The sequence below is a fragment of the Humitalea rosea genome, from assembly GCF_003253705.1.
Lineage (GTDB): Bacteria > Pseudomonadota > Alphaproteobacteria > Acetobacterales > Acetobacteraceae > Humitalea > Humitalea rosea.
In genome coordinates this window covers 96,386-112,872 of record NZ_QKYU01000011.1, presented here as the reverse complement: position 1 = coordinate 112,872, position 16,487 = coordinate 96,386, and the positions used below count along the sequence as shown (strand labels likewise).

General features: G+C 71.0%; 15 protein-coding genes. 6 read left to right on the top strand and 9 right to left on the bottom strand.

Features of this window, described 5'->3' with window-relative positions; translation table 11 throughout:
- Positions 1 to 4 precede the first annotated feature (4 nt).
- Entirely contained in the window at positions 5 to 2,047 is a 2,043-nt protein-coding gene (gene tkt, locus C8P66_RS11200; protein WP_408882063.1) for a transketolase, read from the bottom strand.
- 168 nt (positions 2,048 to 2,215) lie between these two features.
- On the opposite strand from tkt, the gene C8P66_RS11195 reads away from it, so the two are divergent.
- Together C8P66_RS11195 and ybaL are read left to right on the top strand one after the other, a co-directional pair.
- Positions 2,216 to 2,983, top strand: a complete 768-nt coding sequence (locus tag C8P66_RS11195; protein WP_111398346.1) for a VIT1/CCC1 transporter family protein — start codon at positions 2,216 to 2,218, stop codon at positions 2,981 to 2,983.
- 57 nt (positions 2,984 to 3,040) lie between these two features.
- Positions 3,041 to 4,723 (top strand): YbaL family putative K(+) efflux transporter, encoded by a 1,683-nt coding sequence (gene ybaL / locus C8P66_RS11190; RefSeq protein WP_111398345.1) that lies wholly within the window; start codon positions 3,041 to 3,043, stop codon positions 4,721 to 4,723.
- Between the two features lie 6 nt (positions 4,724 to 4,729).
- Here the strand turns inward: ybaL and C8P66_RS11185 are convergent, their stop codons facing one another.
- Positions 4,730 to 5,077, bottom strand: coding sequence for a DUF1244 domain-containing protein (locus tag C8P66_RS11185; protein WP_111398344.1), 348 nt, complete (start codon positions 5,075 to 5,077; stop codon positions 4,730 to 4,732).
- Between the two features lie 99 nt (positions 5,078 to 5,176).
- On the opposite strand from C8P66_RS11185, the gene C8P66_RS11180 reads away from it, so the two are divergent.
- The 4 genes from C8P66_RS11180 to C8P66_RS23845 all read left to right on the top strand — a co-directional run bounded on the left by C8P66_RS11180 (position 5,177) and on the right by C8P66_RS23845 (position 8,896).
- Positions 5,177 to 6,442 carry a glycerate kinase type-2 family protein gene (locus C8P66_RS11180; RefSeq protein WP_111398411.1) on the top strand — a complete coding sequence of 422 codons (1,266 nt, stop codon included), beginning with the start codon at positions 5,177 to 5,179 and terminating at the stop codon, positions 6,440 to 6,442.
- Between the two features lie 288 nt (positions 6,443 to 6,730).
- Positions 6,731 to 8,164, top strand: a complete 1,434-nt coding sequence (pyk, locus tag C8P66_RS11175; RefSeq protein ID WP_111398410.1) for a pyruvate kinase — start codon at positions 6,731 to 6,733, stop codon at positions 8,162 to 8,164.
- Positions 8,165 to 8,224: 60 nt separating this feature from the next.
- Complete coding sequence (locus C8P66_RS23850; protein WP_158537212.1) at positions 8,225 to 8,683, top strand: hypothetical protein; 459 nt, start codon at positions 8,225 to 8,227, stop codon at positions 8,681 to 8,683.
- A 66-nt stretch (positions 8,684 to 8,749) separates the two neighbouring features.
- Entirely contained in the window at positions 8,750 to 8,896 is a 147-nt protein-coding gene (locus C8P66_RS23845; RefSeq protein WP_158537211.1) for a hypothetical protein, read from the top strand.
- Positions 8,897 to 8,902: 6 nt separating this feature from the next.
- Here the strand turns inward: C8P66_RS23845 and pcaDC are convergent, their stop codons facing one another.
- The 7 genes from pcaDC to C8P66_RS11135 all read right to left on the bottom strand — a co-directional run bounded on the left by pcaDC (position 8,903) and on the right by C8P66_RS11135 (position 16,427).
- A complete protein-coding gene (gene pcaDC, locus C8P66_RS11165) occupies positions 8,903 to 10,063 on the bottom strand; it encodes a bifunctional 3-oxoadipate enol-lactonase/4-carboxymuconolactone decarboxylase PcaDC (protein WP_111398342.1) in 1,161 nt (386 codons plus the stop codon).
- Between the two features lie 93 nt (positions 10,064 to 10,156).
- Positions 10,157 to 11,479: a TRAP transporter large permease gene (locus C8P66_RS11160; RefSeq protein ID WP_111398341.1), complete on the bottom strand. Its 1,323-nt coding sequence runs from the start codon at positions 11,477 to 11,479 to the stop codon at positions 10,157 to 10,159.
- Positions 11,479 to 12,012, bottom strand: coding sequence for a TRAP transporter small permease (locus C8P66_RS11155; protein ID WP_111398340.1), 534 nt, complete (start codon positions 12,010 to 12,012; stop codon positions 11,479 to 11,481). Before C8P66_RS11155 ends, C8P66_RS11160 begins: the two co-directional genes overlap by 1 nt.
- Positions 12,013 to 12,092: 80 nt before the next feature.
- Positions 12,093 to 13,136 carry a TRAP transporter substrate-binding protein gene (locus tag C8P66_RS11150; RefSeq protein ID WP_111398339.1) on the bottom strand — a complete coding sequence of 348 codons (1,044 nt, stop codon included), beginning with the start codon at positions 13,134 to 13,136 and terminating at the stop codon, positions 12,093 to 12,095.
- Between the two features lie 139 nt (positions 13,137 to 13,275).
- Positions 13,276 to 13,902: a 2-dehydro-3-deoxy-6-phosphogalactonate aldolase gene (locus tag C8P66_RS11145; protein ID WP_111398338.1), complete on the bottom strand. Its 627-nt coding sequence runs from the start codon at positions 13,900 to 13,902 to the stop codon at positions 13,276 to 13,278.
- Positions 13,899 to 14,798: a 2-dehydro-3-deoxygalactonokinase gene (locus tag C8P66_RS11140; protein ID WP_111398337.1), complete on the bottom strand. Its 900-nt coding sequence runs from the start codon at positions 14,796 to 14,798 to the stop codon at positions 13,899 to 13,901. The genes C8P66_RS11145 and C8P66_RS11140 overlap by 4 nt, the downstream gene beginning before the upstream one ends.
- A 126-nt stretch (positions 14,799 to 14,924) precedes the next feature.
- On the bottom strand, positions 14,925 to 16,427 hold the full coding sequence (locus C8P66_RS11135) for a DUF4214 domain-containing protein (RefSeq protein ID WP_146422818.1): 1,503 nt from the start codon (positions 16,425 to 16,427) through the stop codon (positions 14,925 to 14,927).
- Between the last annotated feature and the right edge of the window lie 60 nt (positions 16,428 to 16,487).

Sequence of the window (16,487 nt, the reverse complement as noted above, 5' to 3'; positions counted from 1 at the left end):
CCTTTTACGCGTTGGTGGTGATGCGCTTGCGCGCGGCCTGTGCCGCGGCCTCGGCGGTGATGCCGAAATGACGATAGAGCTGCTCGGCCGGGGCGCTGGCGCCGAAGCCGGTCATGCCGATGAAGGCGCCCTCCGGCCCCAGCCAGCGGTCCCAGCCGAAGCTGACCGCGGCCTCGATGCCGATACGCGGGGCGGAGCCCAGGGTTGCCTCGCGATAGGCGGGATCCTGGGCCGCGAACAATTCCCAGCAGGGCAGGGAGACGACGGCCGCCGGCAGGCCCTCGGCCTCCAGCATGTCGCGCGCCGCCATGGCGAGCTGCACTTCCGACCCGGTGGCGATGAAGGTCGCGCGGCGGGGGCCGGAGGCCTCGGCCAGCACATAGCCGCCGCGGGCGCAGCGGTTTTCCCCCGTCTCGGTGCTGAGCGTCGGCAGGTTTTGGCGCGACAGCGCGAGTACCGAGGGGCCGTCATTGCGCCGCAAGGCCAGATCCCAGCATTCCGCCGTCTCCATCGCATCCGCCGGGCGGAAGACGGAGACATTCGGGATGCAGCGCAGGCTGGCGAGCGTCTCCACCGGCTGGTGGGTCGGGCCGTCCTCGCCGAGGCCGATGCTGTCATGCGTCAGCACATGGATGACGCGCTGCTGCATCAGCGCGGCGAGCCGCAGCGCCGGCCGCAGGTAATCGGCGAAAATCAGGAAGGTGCCCGAATAGGGGATGATGCCGCCATGCAGCGCCATCCCGTTCATCGCGGCGGCCATCCCATGCTCGCGGATGCCCCAGTGGACGAAGCGGCCGGCGTAATCGCCGGGCTTCATCGCGGGGATGCCCTTGACGTTGGTGTTGTTGCTGCCGGTGAGGTCGGCGCTGCCGCCGATCATCTCGGGCACCGCGGGGACCAAAGCTTCCAGCGCCTTCTGGCTGGAAATGCGGCTGCCCTGATTCGGCTTGTTCTCGGCGATCGAGGCACGGAGCGCGTTCAGCGAATCCGTCCAGCCATCGGGCAGGCGGCCCTGGATGGCGCGGTCGAACTCGCCCTTCTGGGGATGCTTGGCCAAGCGCTTGAGCCAGGAGCGGCGCGGGCCGCTTGAGCGCGCGCCGGCCGTCGCCCAAAGGGCGCGCAGATCCTCCGGCACCTCGAAGGGCGCATGCGTCCAGCCGAGGGCGGCCTTGGCCGCCGCGGCCTCGGCCCCGCCGAGCGGCGAGCCGTGGCTGCCCGCGGTGCCGGCCTTGGTAGGCGCGGAGAAGCCGATGATGGTGCGGCAGGCGATCAGGGTCGGCTTGCTCGCGCGCACGGCCTGGGCGCAGGCGGCGGCCACGGCGTCCGGGTCATGCCCATCCACCCGCTTCACCGCCCAGCCATAGGCGGCAAAGCGCTTGAGCTGATCCTCGGAGGAGGAGATCGACAGATCGCCGTCGATCGAGATGCCGTTGTCGTCCCACAGCACCGTCAGCTTGCTCAGCTTCATATGCCCGGCGAGGGAGGCCGCCTCGTGGCTGATGCCCTCCATCAGGTCGCCGTCCGAGGCGATGACCCAGGTGCGGTGATCGACCAGCGAACGCCCGAAGCGCGCCGCCAGATGGCGTTCGGCCAGCGCCATGCCGACGGCGGTGGCCAGGCCCTGGCCGAGCGGGCCGGTCGTGGTCTCGATCGCGGGATGCTCGCCGTATTCCGGATGGCCGGCGGCGACGGAATGCAGCTGGCGAAACTGCTTCAGATCCTCGATCCCCATGCCGGCATGGCCGGTCAGATGGATCAGAGCATAGAGCAGCATCGAGCCGTGCCCGGCCGACAGCACGAAGCGGTCGCGGTCGGGCCAGCGCGGATCGGCCGCGTCGAATTTCAGGAACCGGGTCCAGAGCACCGTCGCGACATCGGCCATGCCCATGGGCATGCCGGGGTGGCCGGATTTCGCCGCCTCCACGGCGTCGATCGCCAGGGCACGGATGGCATCCGCCATGCGACGCGCCTCGGTCACCGGTCTGGCGAGCAGGACGGCCTGGGCGGCAAGGGCCGGGTTGGCGGCAGTGGGGTCGGCAGGAGGCAGGGCGGCCAAGCGGGGACATCCAATGGCTGTGCCCGGCCGCTATAAGGTGGGGGAGGCGGAGGGGCAACCGCGTCGCGGGCGATGGGCGCGCCGCGACCTCCACGCTTCGTCAGGAATGATGCCGCTGGATGCTGCCATGCAGCAGGCTTTTCGGGTTAATCTCACGTCATGCCGAACGACAATGCTCCCGCCGCCGCCGAGCCCCTTCGCCCCGCCTGGCGGGACGGGCTGCCCCCGCCACCCCCCGGCCCCGCGCCCGAGGGCCATTTCGCCGGCAGCCAGACTGTGCGGGATATCGTCATCGGCATGGCCGATGGGCTGACCGTGCCCTTCGCCTTGGCGGCGGGCCTGGCCGGGGCGGTCGCGGCCAACCCGCTGATCGTGACGGCGGGGCTGGCCGAAATCGCCGCGGGCTGCGTCGCCATGGGCCTGGGCGGCTACCTCGCCGCCCGCACCGACGCTGACCACTACGCCGCCGAACGCCGGCGGGAGGAGCAGGAAACCCACGACTGGCCCGAGCGAGAGCATTGGGAGGTCATGGCGATTCTGCATCGCCAGGGCCTGCGCGGGGAGGTGCTGACCGCCGCCACCAACGCCATCTGCGCCGACCGCCAGGCCTGGGTCGATTTCATGATGCGCTTCGAGCTGGAACTCGCCGAACCCGAAGCCAACCGGGCGAGGCGCTCGGCGGTGGCGATCGGCGGCGCCTATGTGGTGGGCGGCATGATCCCGCTCTCCCCCTATTTTTTCTTTGCCGAGACGCCGCCCGCCCTGACCCTGTCCGCGGTGATGACGGCCCTCGCGCTGACCGGGTTCGGCTGGCTGAAGGCGCGGGCGACCGGGCTGCCGCCCTTGCGCGGGGCGGTTCAGACCCTCGGCATCGGCGGCCTCGCGGCCGGCGTCGCCTTCCTTGTGGCGCGCGCCGTGGGCGGTTGAGACGCTCAAGGGGCCGCGGTCCCGCCTTTTCTTCCCTCGCCTATGGTCTGGAGGCCGATGCACCACCCCACCCCCCTGATCGCGATGATCGCCGCCGGTCTCGCCCTCGCCTTCGTCATGGGCATCATCGCCCACCGGCTGCGGATCTCGCCCTTGGTCGGCTACCTGCTCGCGGGTGTCGTGCTCGGCCCCTTCACCCCCGGCTTCGTCGGCGATGCGGCCCTGGCGGGCGAATTGGCGGAGATCGGGGTGATCCTGCTGATGTTCGGCGTCGGGCTGCATTTCTCGCTGAAGGACCTGCTCTCGGTCCGCATGATCGCCATCCCCGGCGCCATCGCGCAGATGGCGACGGCGACGCTGATGGGCATGGGGCTGGGCTGGGCCTTCGGCTGGAACTGGGCGGCGGGGCTGGTCTTCGGGCTGGCGCTTTCGGTCGCCAGCACCGTGGTGCTGCTGCGCTCCTTGCAGGAACGCCGCATCCTGCAGACGGAACGCGGGCGGATCGCGGTCGGCTGGCTGATCGTCGAGGATCTGGCGATGGTCATCGCCCTCGTGCTGCTGCCGGTGCTGGCGCAGTCGATCAACGGGGTGGATGGTGCCGCGGGGCCGCTCTGGATGGTCCTGGCCACGACGCTGGGCAAGGTCGTGGCCTTCGTCGCCTTCATGCTGATCATCGGCCGGCGGGTGATCCCCTTCGTCCTGCACTACACCGCCCATACCGGCTCACGCGAGCTGTTCCGGCTGGCGGTGCTGGCCGTGGCGCTCGGGGTCGCGTTCGGCTCCTCGCTCCTGTTCGGGGTCTCCTTCGCGCTCGGCGCCTTCTTCGCCGGCATGGTGCTGGCGGAATCGGAGCTGAGCCATCGCGCCGCCGAGGAAACGCTGCCGCTGCGAGACGCCTTCGCGGTGCTGTTCTTCGTCTCCGTCGGGATGCTGTTCAACCCGGCGGTGGTGGTGGAGCGGCCGCTGCCGCTGCTCGCGACCGTGGCGGTCATCCTGGTCGGAAAATCCATCGCCGCCTTCATCATCATCCGCCTGTTCCGCCATTCGGTCGCGACGGCGCTGACGGTTTCGGCCAGCCTCGCGCAGATCGGCGAGTTCTCCTTCATCCTGGCCGGGCTCGGGGTCACGCTGGGGCTGCTGCCGGAGGCGGGGCGGGATCTGATCCTGGCCGCGGCCATCATCTCGATCCTGCTGAACCCGCTGGTCTTCGGCCTGGTCGCCCGCTTCATCACCCTGCCGGCCACCACCGTCTCGGCCCCGGCCCAACCGGAGCCGGAGGAGGAGACCGATCTGGTCCCGACGCTGCTTACGGCGCATGCGGTGGTGATCGGCTATGGTCGGGTGGGGCGGGTCATCGCCGAGGGGATGCGGGAGGCGGGGGGGCCTGTCCTCATCCTGGAGGACGACACTGGTCGCGCCGCGCGTGCCCGCACCGATGGGTGGGAGGTGATCGTGGGCAATGCGGCCTCACCCACGGTGGTGGCCGCCGCTGCCCTGCCGCTGGCCGCGCTGCTCTTCGTCGCGATCCCCAACGGCTTCGAGGCGGGGCAGATCGTCGAACAGGCGCGGCTGGCGAGCCCCGGCCTGCGAATCATCGCCCGCGCCCACTCCGATGATGAGGTGACCTATCTGCGCGAAAAAGGCGCGGATGAGATCGTGATGGGGGAGCGGGAACTGGCCCTGGGCATGCTCGGCCTGGCCCTGCACCCGAAGCCGGGGGCGGAACCCGCCACCGGCTGAGGCCCATCAGTGCTCCGGGTTGGCCGCGACCATGGCGGCCTTTTGCGCCGGGGTCGCTGCGGTCTGGTGTGCGGCCTGCCAGTTGGCATAGGGCATGCCGTAGATGATCTCCCGCGCCGCCGGGGTGGCCAGCGCCAGCCCGGCATCGGCGGCCGCTTCCTGGTACCAGCGCGACAGGCAGTTCCGGCAGAAGCCGGCCAGGGTCATCATGTCGATGTTCTGCACATCGGTGCGGCTGCGCAGATGCGCCACCAGCTTGCGGAAGGCCGCGGCCTCGATCTTCTCGCGCGCGGCGGGGTCCAGCGTCGCGGCAGCGCCCAGGGCGAGGTCGGCTTCGGCTTGCGGATCGGGCATGGTCGTCCTCCTGCTGTCGGCCGACAAATGGGCGCGGGGCCGGTGCCGCTCAAGCCTGGGGTGATGACGCGCGGGCGCCATCGCGCCATGCTTGCCGTCATGGATGATGCCTCTGCCCGCGCGACGCTGCGCGCCCTGTTCGACGCCGCCGTCGCTGCCGCCGATCCCAGGATCGTGCTGGCCGCCCATCTGCCGCCGCGCCCGAAGGGGCGGGTGGTGGTGGTCGGCGCCGGCAAATCCGCCGCCGTCATGGCGGCGGCGGTCGAGGCGGTCTGGCCCGAGGCGACCGGCCTGGTCGTCACCCGCTATGGCCATGGCTACCCGACCACGGGGGTGGAGGTCATCGAGGCCTCCCACCCCGTGCCCGACGCCGCCGGTGCCGCGGCGGCGGCGCGGATGCTGGCGATGGTGCAGGGGCTGGGCGCGGATGACCTGGTGCTGGCGCTGATCTCCGGCGGCGGATCGGCCTTGCTGGCGCTGGCGGCCCCGGGGCTGACCCTGGAGGACAAGCAGGCGGTCAACCGCGCCCTGCTCGCCTGCGGCGCCACCATCCATGAGATGAACTGCATCCGCCGGCACCTCTCGGCGATCAAGGGCGGCAGGCTGGCGGCGGCGGCCTTCCCCGCTCAGGTCGTGACCCTGGCGATCTCCGATGTGCCGGGGGATGACCCGACGGTGATCGCCTCCGGCCCCACCGTTGCGGACCCCAGCACCTTTGCCGAAGCCCAGGCGATCCTGGCGCGCTACGGCATCACCCCGCCCCCGGCCGTCGCCGCACATCTGGCCGCGGCGGCGGAGGAGACGCCCAAGCCCGGCGATCCCCGCCTGGCCCGCGCCGATTACCGCATGATCGCGACCCCGCGGATGGCGCTGGAAGCCGCCGCCGCCGCCGCGCGGGCGCAAGGGCTGGCCTCGCTGATCCTCGGCGATGCGCTGGAAGGCGAGGCGGGGGTGGTCGGGCAGGTACTGGCGGGCATCGCCATCTCGGCGGCGACCCATGGCCATCCGCTGGCGGCCCCCTGCGTGCTGCTCTCGGGCGGCGAGACGACGGTGACGCTTGGCCAAGGCGGTGGCGGCGGCCGGGGCGGGCGGAATGGCGAATGCCTGCTGGGCGCGGCCCTGGCGCTGGCAGGGCATCCGCGTATCTGGGCGCTGATGGGCGACAGCGACGGGATCGATGGCTCGGAGGACAATGCGGGGGCTATCGCGACGCCGACGACCCTGGCGCGGGCGGCGAAGCTGGACCCGCGCGGCCGCCTGGCCCGGCATGATTCCTTCGGCATTTTCGGCGCATTGGGGGATCTGGTCACCACCGGGCCGACGTTGACCAATGTGAATGACATCCGCGCCTTCCTGGTGACTTAGCAAATATAAGTCGTTCAATTTTTACTTGCGCTCCACCTTACGACTTATAAGGTAAGCGTCATGCGTGATCCTGCTCTCGAAGATATCCTCGCCCGCCGTGGCGCCGTCACCCGCATCGCCGGTGCCCTCGGCATCTCAACCGCCGCGGTCAGCCAATGGCGCCGCGTGCCTGCTGAGCGGGTGGAGGAGGTGAGCCGCCTGTTCGGGCTGGAGCCCACGGCCCTGCGCCCCGACCTTGAGGCCGCCGCCATGCGGGCCGACAGACCCACCTCCGATGGAGCGATCCGCATGACCTCCCGCATTCCGCTGCGTCGCCGGCGACGGACCAAGATCATCGCGACGCTCGGCCCGGCCTCCTCGACCGTCGAGCAGATCACCAAGCTGTTCCATCTGGGCGCCGACGTCTTCCGGCTGAACTTCAGCCATGGCAGCCATGAGGACCACGCCGAGCGCATCCGCATCATCCGCGGCATCGAGGCCCGGATGGGCCGCCCCATCGGCATCCTGGCCGATGTGCAGGGCCCGAAGCTGCGCGTCGGAAAGTTCCAGGCCGGGCGGGTGCAGTTGCAGGCCGGGCAGCATTTCCGCCTCGACCTTTCGCCCACCCCGGGCGATGTGCGGCGGGTGCAATTGCCGCATCCCGAGATCCTGGCCGCGGCCGGCATCGGCACGCATCTGCTGCTGGATGACGGCAAGCTGAAGCTGCGGGTGCTGCGCCAGCGCGACGATCATCTGGAGACGGAGGTCGTGCTCGGCGGTCCGCTCTCGGACCGCAAGGGCGTGAACGTCCCCGATGTGGCGCTGCCGATCCCGGCGCTGACCGCCAAGGACCGCGCCGACCTCGACTTCGTGCTGCCGCTCGGCGTCGAATACATCGGGCTGTCCTTCGTGCAGCGCGCCGAGGACGTGGCCGAGGCCAAGGCCATCTGCAATGGCCGCGCCTGGGTCATGGTGAAGATGGAGAAGCCGCAGGCGGTCGAGAACCTCGATGCCATCCTCGCCCTCACCGATTGCGTGATGGTCGCGCGCGGCGATCTCGGCGTGGAAATGCCGACCGAGGATGTGCCGCTGATCCAGAAGCGGATCGTCCGCGCCGCGCGTGCCCTGGGCAAGCCGGTGGTGGTCGCGACCCAGATGCTGGAGAGCATGATCTCCGCCCCATCCCCGACCCGCGCCGAGGCATCGGATGTCGCGACCGCGGTGTTCGACGGCGCCGATGCGGTGATGCTCTCGGCCGAGACCGCGGCCGGGCAATACCCTTATGAGGCCGTCTCGATCATGGACCGCATCGTGGCGCGGGTGGAGCAGGATTCCGACTGGCGCCGCATCACCGATGCCGCCCGCCCCGCGCCCGAGCGCAACAGCGCGGGCGCCATCGCCGCCGCCGCCCGCCAGGTCGCCCATACCATCGAGGCCAAGGCGATCGCGACCTTCTCCGCCACCGGCAGCACCACGCTGCGCGTCGCCCGCGAACGGCCCGATTGCCCGATCCTCGGGCTGACCACCTCGGTCGAGACCTCGCGCCGGATGGCGGTGATCTGGGGCGTGCATCCGGTGATGACCCCCGAGGCGCATAGCATGACCGACATGGTCAGCAAGGCGATCCGCGCGACGGTGACCGAGGGCTTCGCCAAGCAGGGCGACGAGGTGGTGGTGACCGCGGGCGTGCCCTTCGGCACCCCGGGCACCACCAATGCCCTGCGTGTCGCCACCGTGAAGTAGCGCTGCTCGGTTGACGCGGCAGCCCGGCGGGGGCACCTGACGGGGCATCGGAGAACCCTGATGTCCCGTTTCTTCAAGCGTGCCGCCTGCCTTTCATTCCTGCTCGCCCTGACCGCGACGCCCGCGCTGGCGCAGCGGTCCGGCCCCTACCGGGTGGCTGGCACCAACCTCGATGGCTCCGCTTATGAGGGCGCGGCCATGCTGCAGCAGGTCGGCACCATTTCCTTTCACATCATCTGGCGTGTGGGCGGCACGGAAGTCCGTGGCGTCGGCATCGTCTCCGGCCACAGCTTCGCCGTGGCCTATGGCGCGACGTCACAGCCGGGGATGGGGCTTTACCAGCTGCGCCCGGATGGGACGCTCGAAGGGACCTGGAGCGTGATCGGCGCGAATGGCACGGGGACGGAAACCTTGACGCCGCTGGCCGAGCCCGCCGCGACGCCCGGCCCCGCCACACCCGGCTCCGCTGCGCCGGCGCCTGCCGCCGCTGCGCCCGCCGTCCCCGCGCCCCGTCCATAACATCCGGCCGGGGGAAACTCCGGCCCCCGCGCCGCGTTTGGATGCATCAGCTCGAAGGAAGAGGTGATGCCAAATCCGCCCGAACCCGTTCACGCACCCGATTCCCCGACCGGCGTCCGTCAGGGCAAGAGGCTTGGGGTCGTCTGGATCATGCTGTCCGTGTCGCTCACCCTGGCGATCATCGGCATGTTGCTCGCCTATGCGGTGTCCTGATCCGGCTCAGCCGGCCGCAAGCGCGTCCTTGGCCAGTTTCAGCGCGTGGTTGGCCACGGGCACGCCGGCGTAGGCTGCCACCGCCAGCAGGATCTCGGAGATTTCTTCCGGGGTGACCCCGGTGTTGCGGGTGGCGCGGACGTGCAGCACGAATTCCTCGTGCCGGCCCAGGGCTGCCATCATCGCCAGGGTCAGCAGGCTGCGGTCGCGGCGGGCGAGGCCCGGCCGGGTCCACACGCCGCCCCAGACATGGCGGGTGATCCAGTCCTGGAACGCCGCATCCATCGAGGTGCGCCCCGCCTCGGCGCGGGCGACATGGGCGGCACCCAGCACCGCGCGCCGCACGGCCATGCCGGCCGCGAAGGAATCGGCCGGCGGCGTCCATTGGGAATCCAGATGGGCGAGCAGAGCTGCGGTGGTCAGCTCGGGAAATTCCAAGGTCGGGATATGCGACGCGCCCTCGATCATCCGCACCACCGAGCCCGGGATGGTGGCGGCCAGTTCCTGCGCCGCCTCGGGCGGGGAGGCGGGGTCGAGCGTTCCGACCACGATCGTCGTCGGCGCGGTGATGCGCCCCACCACCTGGCTGGCCCGGGCATCACGCAGCGCCGCCGCGGCGCCCGCATAGCCTTCGCCGGAGGTCGCGAGCAGCATCTGCCGCAGCCCGCGCGAGGAATGCGCTTGGGGATCGACGACCCAGCGCGGCATCACCGCCTCCACCAGCGCGGCGGTGCCCTCCGTGCGCACGGCGTCGATGCGGCCCTGCCACAGGTCGAGCGGCGGGAATTCCAGTGCCGTATCGAGCAGCAGCAGCGAGGCGACGCGGTCAGGATGTTCGGCCGCCATGGCCTGGGCGATGCGCCCGCCGATCGACAGCCCGATGACATGCGCCGAGGCGATGCCGAGCGCATCCAGCAGCGCGGCCTGGTCAGCGGCGAAATCCGACATGCTGTGGTCGCCGGCCACGGTCTCGCTCAGCCCGTGCCCCCGCATATCCGGGCGGATGACGCGGAATCGGCGGGCCAATACCGCCGCCTGCGGGTCCCAGACATGCAGGGTTGTGCCGATGCTATGAAGCAACAAAACGGGAGGCGCTTCCTCCGGCCCCTCGACCAGGACATGCGCCAGGAAGGCCTGGCGCCCGAGAATCGGAAGAGGAAGGAACATATGATACTACGCCTTGTCCTTTGACGCGACCGCGCCTGACGCAGCGTTATGCGCCTGTCGCCTACGGCACAAGCGGAGATGCTTGCGGCGGCATCAGGTCAACAGTCGCACGAGCCACAGGGAGATAGCGGGAAAGGCCAGGCACAGCAATAATCTGGCAAGATCCATCCCGAGATAGGGCAGCACGCCGCGATAGGTCCGGGTGATCGGCACGTCCCTCGCCAGGGATGAAATCACGAAGACATTCAGCCCGATCGGTGGCGCGGTCAGCCCGATGCCGACCACGATCAGCACCAATATGCCGAACCAGATCGCGGTCTCCTCCGGCGGCAATCCGAAATCGAGCGCGGTCACCACCGGGAAGAACACCGGCAGCGTCAGCAGGATCATCGCCAGCTCATCCATCACCGCGCCAAGCACGATGTAGGACAGCAGCAGCAGCGACATCACCACCATCGGGGTGAAGCCCTGATCGGCGATCCAGAAGGCGAGCAGCACCGGCGCCTGGGTCAGTGCGAGAAAGGCGTTGAACACCTCCGCCCCCAGCAGGATCGCGAAGATCATCGCCGTGGTCTCGGCGGTGCCTTGCAGGCTCTGCCCGATCCGCTTCCAGCCGAGGGTGCCGCGCGCCAGCCCGACGCCAAGCGTCGCGATGCAGCCCACCGCCGCCGATTCGGTCGGCGTGAACACGCCGCCATAGATGCCGCCGACGACGACGATCGCGATCAGCATCACCGGAATCACGTTCAGGAACGCCTGGCGCCGTGCCGCCGGGCCGACTGCGGGCCCGGGCGGTGCCAGATGCGGCTTCGCCCGCACCGTCAGCCAGATCGCAAGGATGTAGAACAGGGTGGCCAGGATGCCGGGGACCAGCGCCGCCATGAACAGCTTGGCGATGTTCTGCTCGGTGCTGATGGCATAGATCACCAGGATCACCGAAGGCGGGATCAGGATGCCGAGCGTGCCGCCGACCGCGATGGTGCCGGTGGCGAAGCCCGGGTCGTAGCCGTAGCGGCGCAGTTCCGGCAGCGCCGCGCGGCCGAAGGTCGCGGTGGTCGCGACCGAGCTGCCGCAGACTGCGCCGAAGCAGGCGCAGGCGCCGATCACGCTCATCGCCATGCCGCCGGGCTTGCGCCCCAGCACCGCATTCGCCGCGGCGAACAGGTCCCGCGCCAGCCCCGCCCGTTCCGCCAGCGCCCCCATCAGGATGAACAGCGGGATCACCGACAGGGTGTAGTTCGCGAAGAGATGGAAGGGCGTGGTCTTGAGGTAGTTCCCGAGCGCCGCCCAATCGAGGATCTGGACATAGCCGAGCGCCCCCACCACCAACATCGACAGCCCGATCGGTGCGCGCAACGCGATCAGCGCGAGCAGGGCCGTGAAGCCGACCGCCGCCTGGAAGAATTCGGGCGCCATCAGTCCTGGCCGCCCAAGTCCTGGCCGCCCAGCAGGCGCCGCACCCACCACAGCGCCACGATCCCGGTCATCCCGAAGGCGAGGGCACCGAGGCCGACCGCCCACCAGAGCGGCATCGCCAGCACCATGGTCTCGGTGTTGTTGCGGCGCATCTCCAGCGCGCCGATGCTGATGCGTTCGGCGAGCACCAGCATCACCCCCGCCCAGACCAGCGTCCAGAAGGCATCCATCCAATCGGTGAGCCGGGCAGGCAGCCAGCCGGTGAAGCTGTCCACCAGGATATTGGATTTCATCAAGGTCCCATAAGCGAAGAAGCCGAAGACGGAGAGGCCGGAGCCGATCTGCACCAGCTCGAAATCGCCGGGAATGCTGTCATTGGTCAGCCAGCGCTTCAGCACCGAGATGGTGGTGAACAGCGCGGTCGCGATCAGCATCGCGCCCCCGGCCATGGCCGCGAGGCGTGACATCTGGCCGATCACACCCGGCGGCGGGCCGGGGGGCGCGTCGTCGTCTTCGCGTGCCGGGTCAGACATGGCGGTGGCGCCTCCGGCCGGGGATCACGCGCCAGCGGCGCCGAAGAGGCCGGCGGCGCGCACCGCCGGCGCGGGCGGGATCAGGCGACGCCTTGCCCGTATTTGGCGACCAGCCCGCGCGCATCGGCCAGCAGCGCCGCGCCATCGAAGCCGCGTTCGCGCGAGGCCGCGATCCAGGCCTCGACCACCGGGCGGGTGGCGGCCTGCCAGCGTTCGGTCTCGGCCTGGGAGAGGGTGATGATCTGGTTGCCGCGCTGGCGCACCGCCGCCTCGACCGGCGGGCCCTGCTCGTCCCAGACGCGGCCGGCGAGTTCGGCGACCGGCTGGCCGGAATTGGCATCGATCACCGCGCGCAGCTCCCCCGGCAGCCCGGCGTAGCGGGCCTTGTTCATCGCCAGGATGAAGGTGGCGGTATAGAGCGTCGGCGTCCCCGGAATCTCGGTGTGGAATCGCACGAGCTCGGCGAGGCGGATCGAGGGCACCACCTCCCACGGCACCACCGCGCCGTCGATCACGCCCTGGGACAGCGCCTCCGGCACCTGCGGCACCGGCATCCCGATCGGGCTGGCGCCGAGCGCGCGCAGCGCCTCGCCGGCCTGACGGGTCGGGAAGCGCAGCTTCAGCCCGCGCATATCCTCCATGCGGCGCACCTCGCGCTTGGAATGGATGGTGCCGCCGTCATGCGCCCAGACGCAGATCGGATGCACCTCGCTGAATTCTTCCTGGAGGTGGGTCTGGGCGAAGTCCTGCACCGCCTTGGCATTCGGCACGCCGCGCTTGTGCGCGACGAAGGGCAGTTCGAAGACCTCGATCCTGGGGAAGCGGCCGGGCGTGTTGCCGGGCAGGGTCCAGACGATGTCGACGACGCCATCCTTGGCTTGGTCGAACAGCTGCGGCGGCGCGCCGCCGAGTTGCATGGAGGGGAAGATCTGGACCTTGAGTGCGCCATTGCTCTCCGCCTCCACCTTCCGCGCCCAGGGCATGAGGAAGTAGCGATGCACATTGGCGACCGGCGGCAGAAAATGATGCAGCCGCAGGGTGACCGTCTGCGCATGGGCGGGGCGCACCAGCGCCGGGGCGGCGAGGGCGGCGGCGAGGGGCAGCAGGGCGCGGCGTCGGATCATCGGTCGGTTATCCCCCAAACTTTCGCCACGGTCATTCACGCGCCGCGGCCGTCCCTCCGCATCTGCACCGCCCGGCCCCAGCGTTCAAGCGTTCCGTTCAAGCGTTTCCGTTCAAGCGTTTCCGTTCAAGCGTTTCCGTTCAAGCGCTTCGGGCGGGGCAGGCGGCGATCAGCGCCCGTGCCCGTTCCGCCACCACGACCGCCGCATCCCCGGGGCGATAGAGCGAGGAGCCGATCCCGAAGCCCGCCGCCCCCGCCTCGGCCCAGGCGGCGAGGTTGCCCGCGCCGATGCCGCCGACCGGCAGCATCGCGGTGCCCGGCGGCAGCACCGCCCGCATGGCGCGCATCACGGCGGGCGAGGCGGCCTCCGCCGGGAACAGCTTCAGCCCATCGGCGCCGGCCGCGAGCAGCGCGAAGGCCTCGGTGGGCGTGAAGCAGCCGGGCAGGGCGATCAGCCCCGCCGCCTTGGCCGCGCGCACCACATCGACCGCGGCATGGGGGGTCACGATCAGCCGCCCGCCCGCCGCGGCGATCCGCGCGACATCCGCCGGATCCAGCACCGTCCCCGCGCCGATCAGGGCGCGATCGCCGAAGGCCGCGGCGAGACGGCGGATGCTCTCGATGGGGTCGGGCGAATTCAGCGGCACCTCGATCACGGCAAACCCCGCCTCGACCAAAGCCCCGCCCACCGGCAGCGCCTCCTCGGGGGTGAGGCCGCGCAGGATGGCGACGAGGGGGCAGCGGGACAGCCAGTCGTGCAGGGTCATGGGGCCTCCTCCGTGGTCCAGATCAGGCGGGACAGCGCGACCAGCCCGCCCGGCGTCACATCGCCGGATTCGACGGTGTGGGGAATGCCGAGCGCATCGAAGGCCTCGGCATAGCGGGCGCCGAGCATGCTCTCCGTCAGCACATGCAGCGGCGCACGCGTCGCGGGCATCGCGGCCAGGATCTCATGCCCGATCAGCAGGCCCGAGAGGAAGCTGGCCGAGGCGGCGGGGTCCAGCCCATCCACCAGCGCCATGGCCCGCACGCCGAACAGATGATGCAGCACGCCGCCCGCCTGCCGCGCCCGCACCACGCCGCGGGCGAAGGCGGCCGCATCATGCGCCGCCCCCTCCTCAAGTGTGCGGCCCAAAATGCTGTGCCGCGCGAGGGTAGCAAAAACCTCGCCGGTCATGTGGCTGGTGAAGCCGGTGATCCGCCCGGCCTCGATGCCGATCCATTTGCAATGCGTGCCCGGCAGCACCAGCACCGCCCGCCCCAGGCCGAGGCGGGCCAGCAGCGACACCGCCTTGGTCTCCTCCCCGCGCGCCACATCGGGGCAGCCATCGGCGTCCCGCGTGGTGAGGCCGGGGATGATCCGCGCCTCCGCGCCGGGGAACTCCACGGCGATGCTGGCGGCGGCGATGGCGGCGGCGTCGGCGGGGCAGCCGAGGTAGGGCGCCTCGCGCCAGCCCTGCCGGCTGCCGACCATGCCGCAGAGCAGGATGCGGGTCTCGCCCTGCGCCAGCCAGGGGCCGATGTTGCGCGCGAGGGTGGCGGCGAAGCCATCGGCGGGCGTGCTCAGCAGCCCGTCGCCCGAGGCGAGGTGGTCGCGGATGCCGCCATCCGGCCCGAGCCACCAGGCGCGGAAATTGGTGGTGCCCCAATCGACCCCGATCATGCGCCGCTCCCCCCTGTTTTGCGGCGAGGGTGCGGGGGGACGCGCCCAGGGGCAAGCGACCAGGGGCAAGCGACCAGGGACAAGTCACCAGGGGCAGGTCACCAGGGGCAGGTCAGCAGGGGCAGGTCAGGCGATGATCGCATCCCAATGCGCCGCGCGTTCGGCGCTGCCGGCGAGGGCCTCGATCACCCCCGCGCCGGTGATCGCCCCCGCATCCAGCGCCCCCTGCCAGAAGGCCAGCCCCGCCGTATCGGGCGCGCGGCCGAAGGCGTGGTCGTAGAGGGCCGCCAGCAACCCCGCCTGCGCCACGGGTGCGAATTCGGCGCTGGCGGCGAGGCCCTCGGCCACCGTCAGCCGGTCCGCCGCCGCCGTGGCCCAGAACTCCAGCCCTTCCGCCTCGGCGCGGCGGCCGAACGCTGTCTGGTAGAGCCGGTCGATCCCGAGTGCCTCGGGCCGCGCCGCCCAAAGCTGCGTCACAGGATTGGCGGCGATGGCCTCCTCGCTGGCGGCGATGGCGGCGAGCGTGGCGCCGGCGCCATCGGCCAGGGCGCGTTGGGTCCAGTAGTCGAGGGCGCCCGGCTCCGGCGCGCGATGCAGCAGCGTCGCGTAGAGCGCGTCGATATCGAGGGTGGCGAGATCGGCCAGGACAGGGGGGACCGCCCCGCGCAGCAGCGCGAAGGCGGTTTCGCCCAGCGCCTCAGTGCCGTGGGGAGGCAGGCCCAAGAGGATACGCGCGGCCAGCGCCACCGGGTCCGCCGCCGAGAGCGCGAGGCGGCCATCCGGCAGGTCGATGGCCTCGATCGAGGCGAAGCGGACCGGCCCGGCCGTTCCCGCCCAGCCGCCGGAGGGATCGGGGCGCAGGTCGAGCACCAGGTCGCGCGCCAAAACCTCCAGCCGCAGCGTGTCGTGGCCACTGCCGCCATCGACGCGATCCGCGCCGGCGCCCGGGGCCAGCCAGTCGCTGCCGCCGCGCCCCTCCAGGATGTCGTCGCCGGGGCCGCCGAGGATGGCATCCTGCCAGGCGGTGCCGCGCAGCAGCCCCTCGCCCTGGTGGTGGATCACGCTGCCATCCCACCAGCGCAGCGGCCCCGCCGCCGCATCGGCCGCGGTGCCCCACAGGGTGATGGCCGCCGCGACGTCCAGCGGGCGCGGTGCGCTGGCGATGCCGAGGAGCCCGCGGTCATAGGCCATGACGCTGTCATCCCGGGTGGCCGGAAAGGCGCCTGGACCCTCGAAGGGGTGGCCGAGGCCGAGGGCATGGCCGATTTCATGCAGCAGCGTCTCGAAACCACGGCGGCCGGGGGCGAGGCTGTCCCCGCCGTAGATGCTGCGGGAGAGGGTGATCTCGGTACGGTCGTCGAGATAGGCGGTGGTGCCGGTGGTCCAGGGACCGTCCAGCGCGCCAAGGCGGAACACGAGATCGGCCCCGGCGGGATCGGGCACGTCCTGCACCGATAACCCGGTGGGGCCGGCCCAGGCCGCCAGCGCCGCGCGGGCCGAGGCCTGCTGGGCGGGGGAAAACCCGTCGGGCGCGAAGGCGACGCTGATCATCATGGGCCGCCCGTCACCGCCGTTGAAGGCGGCGGCCGAGAGGCCGAGCAGTGCTGCAAGATGCTGATCGTCGGACATGACGGACCCCAGGCCGGCAAGGCGAACAGGCCTGGCCATCCTGGCCATCCGGTCGTCCCG

What these genes read in the sequence shown, in the direction of transcription:
- C8P66_RS11195 (WP_111398346.1), top strand. Translation starts at nt 2,216, where the DNA reads ATGCCGAACGACAATGCTCCCGCCGCCGCCGAGCCCCTTCGCCCCGCC.
- ybaL (WP_111398345.1), top strand. Translation starts at nt 3,041, where the DNA reads ATGCACCACCCCACCCCCCTGATCGCGATGATCGCCGCCGGTCTCGCC.
- C8P66_RS11185 (WP_111398344.1), bottom strand. Translation starts at nt 5,077, where the DNA reads ATGCCCGATCCGCAAGCCGAAGCCGACCTCGCCCTGGGCGCTGCCGCG.
- C8P66_RS11180 (WP_111398411.1), top strand. Translation starts at nt 5,177, where the DNA reads ATGGATGATGCCTCTGCCCGCGCGACGCTGCGCGCCCTGTTCGACGCC.
- pyk (WP_111398410.1), top strand. Translation starts at nt 6,731, where the DNA reads ATGACCTCCCGCATTCCGCTGCGTCGCCGGCGACGGACCAAGATCATC.
- C8P66_RS23850 (WP_158537212.1), top strand. Translation starts at nt 8,225, where the DNA reads ATGTCCCGTTTCTTCAAGCGTGCCGCCTGCCTTTCATTCCTGCTCGCC.
- C8P66_RS23845 (WP_158537211.1), top strand. Translation starts at nt 8,750, where the DNA reads ATGCCAAATCCGCCCGAACCCGTTCACGCACCCGATTCCCCGACCGGC.
- pcaDC (WP_111398342.1), bottom strand. Translation starts at nt 10,063, where the DNA reads ATGTTCCTTCCTCTTCCGATTCTCGGGCGCCAGGCCTTCCTGGCGCAT.
- C8P66_RS11160 (WP_111398341.1), bottom strand. Translation starts at nt 11,479, where the DNA reads ATGGCGCCCGAATTCTTCCAGGCGGCGGTCGGCTTCACGGCCCTGCTC.
- C8P66_RS11155 (WP_111398340.1), bottom strand. Translation starts at nt 12,012, where the DNA reads ATGTCTGACCCGGCACGCGAAGACGACGACGCGCCCCCCGGCCCGCCG.
- C8P66_RS11150 (WP_111398339.1), bottom strand. Translation starts at nt 13,136, where the DNA reads ATGATCCGACGCCGCGCCCTGCTGCCCCTCGCCGCCGCCCTCGCCGCC.
- C8P66_RS11145 (WP_111398338.1), bottom strand. Translation starts at nt 13,902, where the DNA reads ATGACCCTGCACGACTGGCTGTCCCGCTGCCCCCTCGTCGCCATCCTG.
- C8P66_RS11140 (WP_111398337.1), bottom strand. Translation starts at nt 14,798, where the DNA reads ATGATCGGGGTCGATTGGGGCACCACCAATTTCCGCGCCTGGTGGCTC.
- C8P66_RS11135 (WP_146422818.1), bottom strand. Translation starts at nt 16,427, where the DNA reads ATGTCCGACGATCAGCATCTTGCAGCACTGCTCGGCCTCTCGGCCGCC.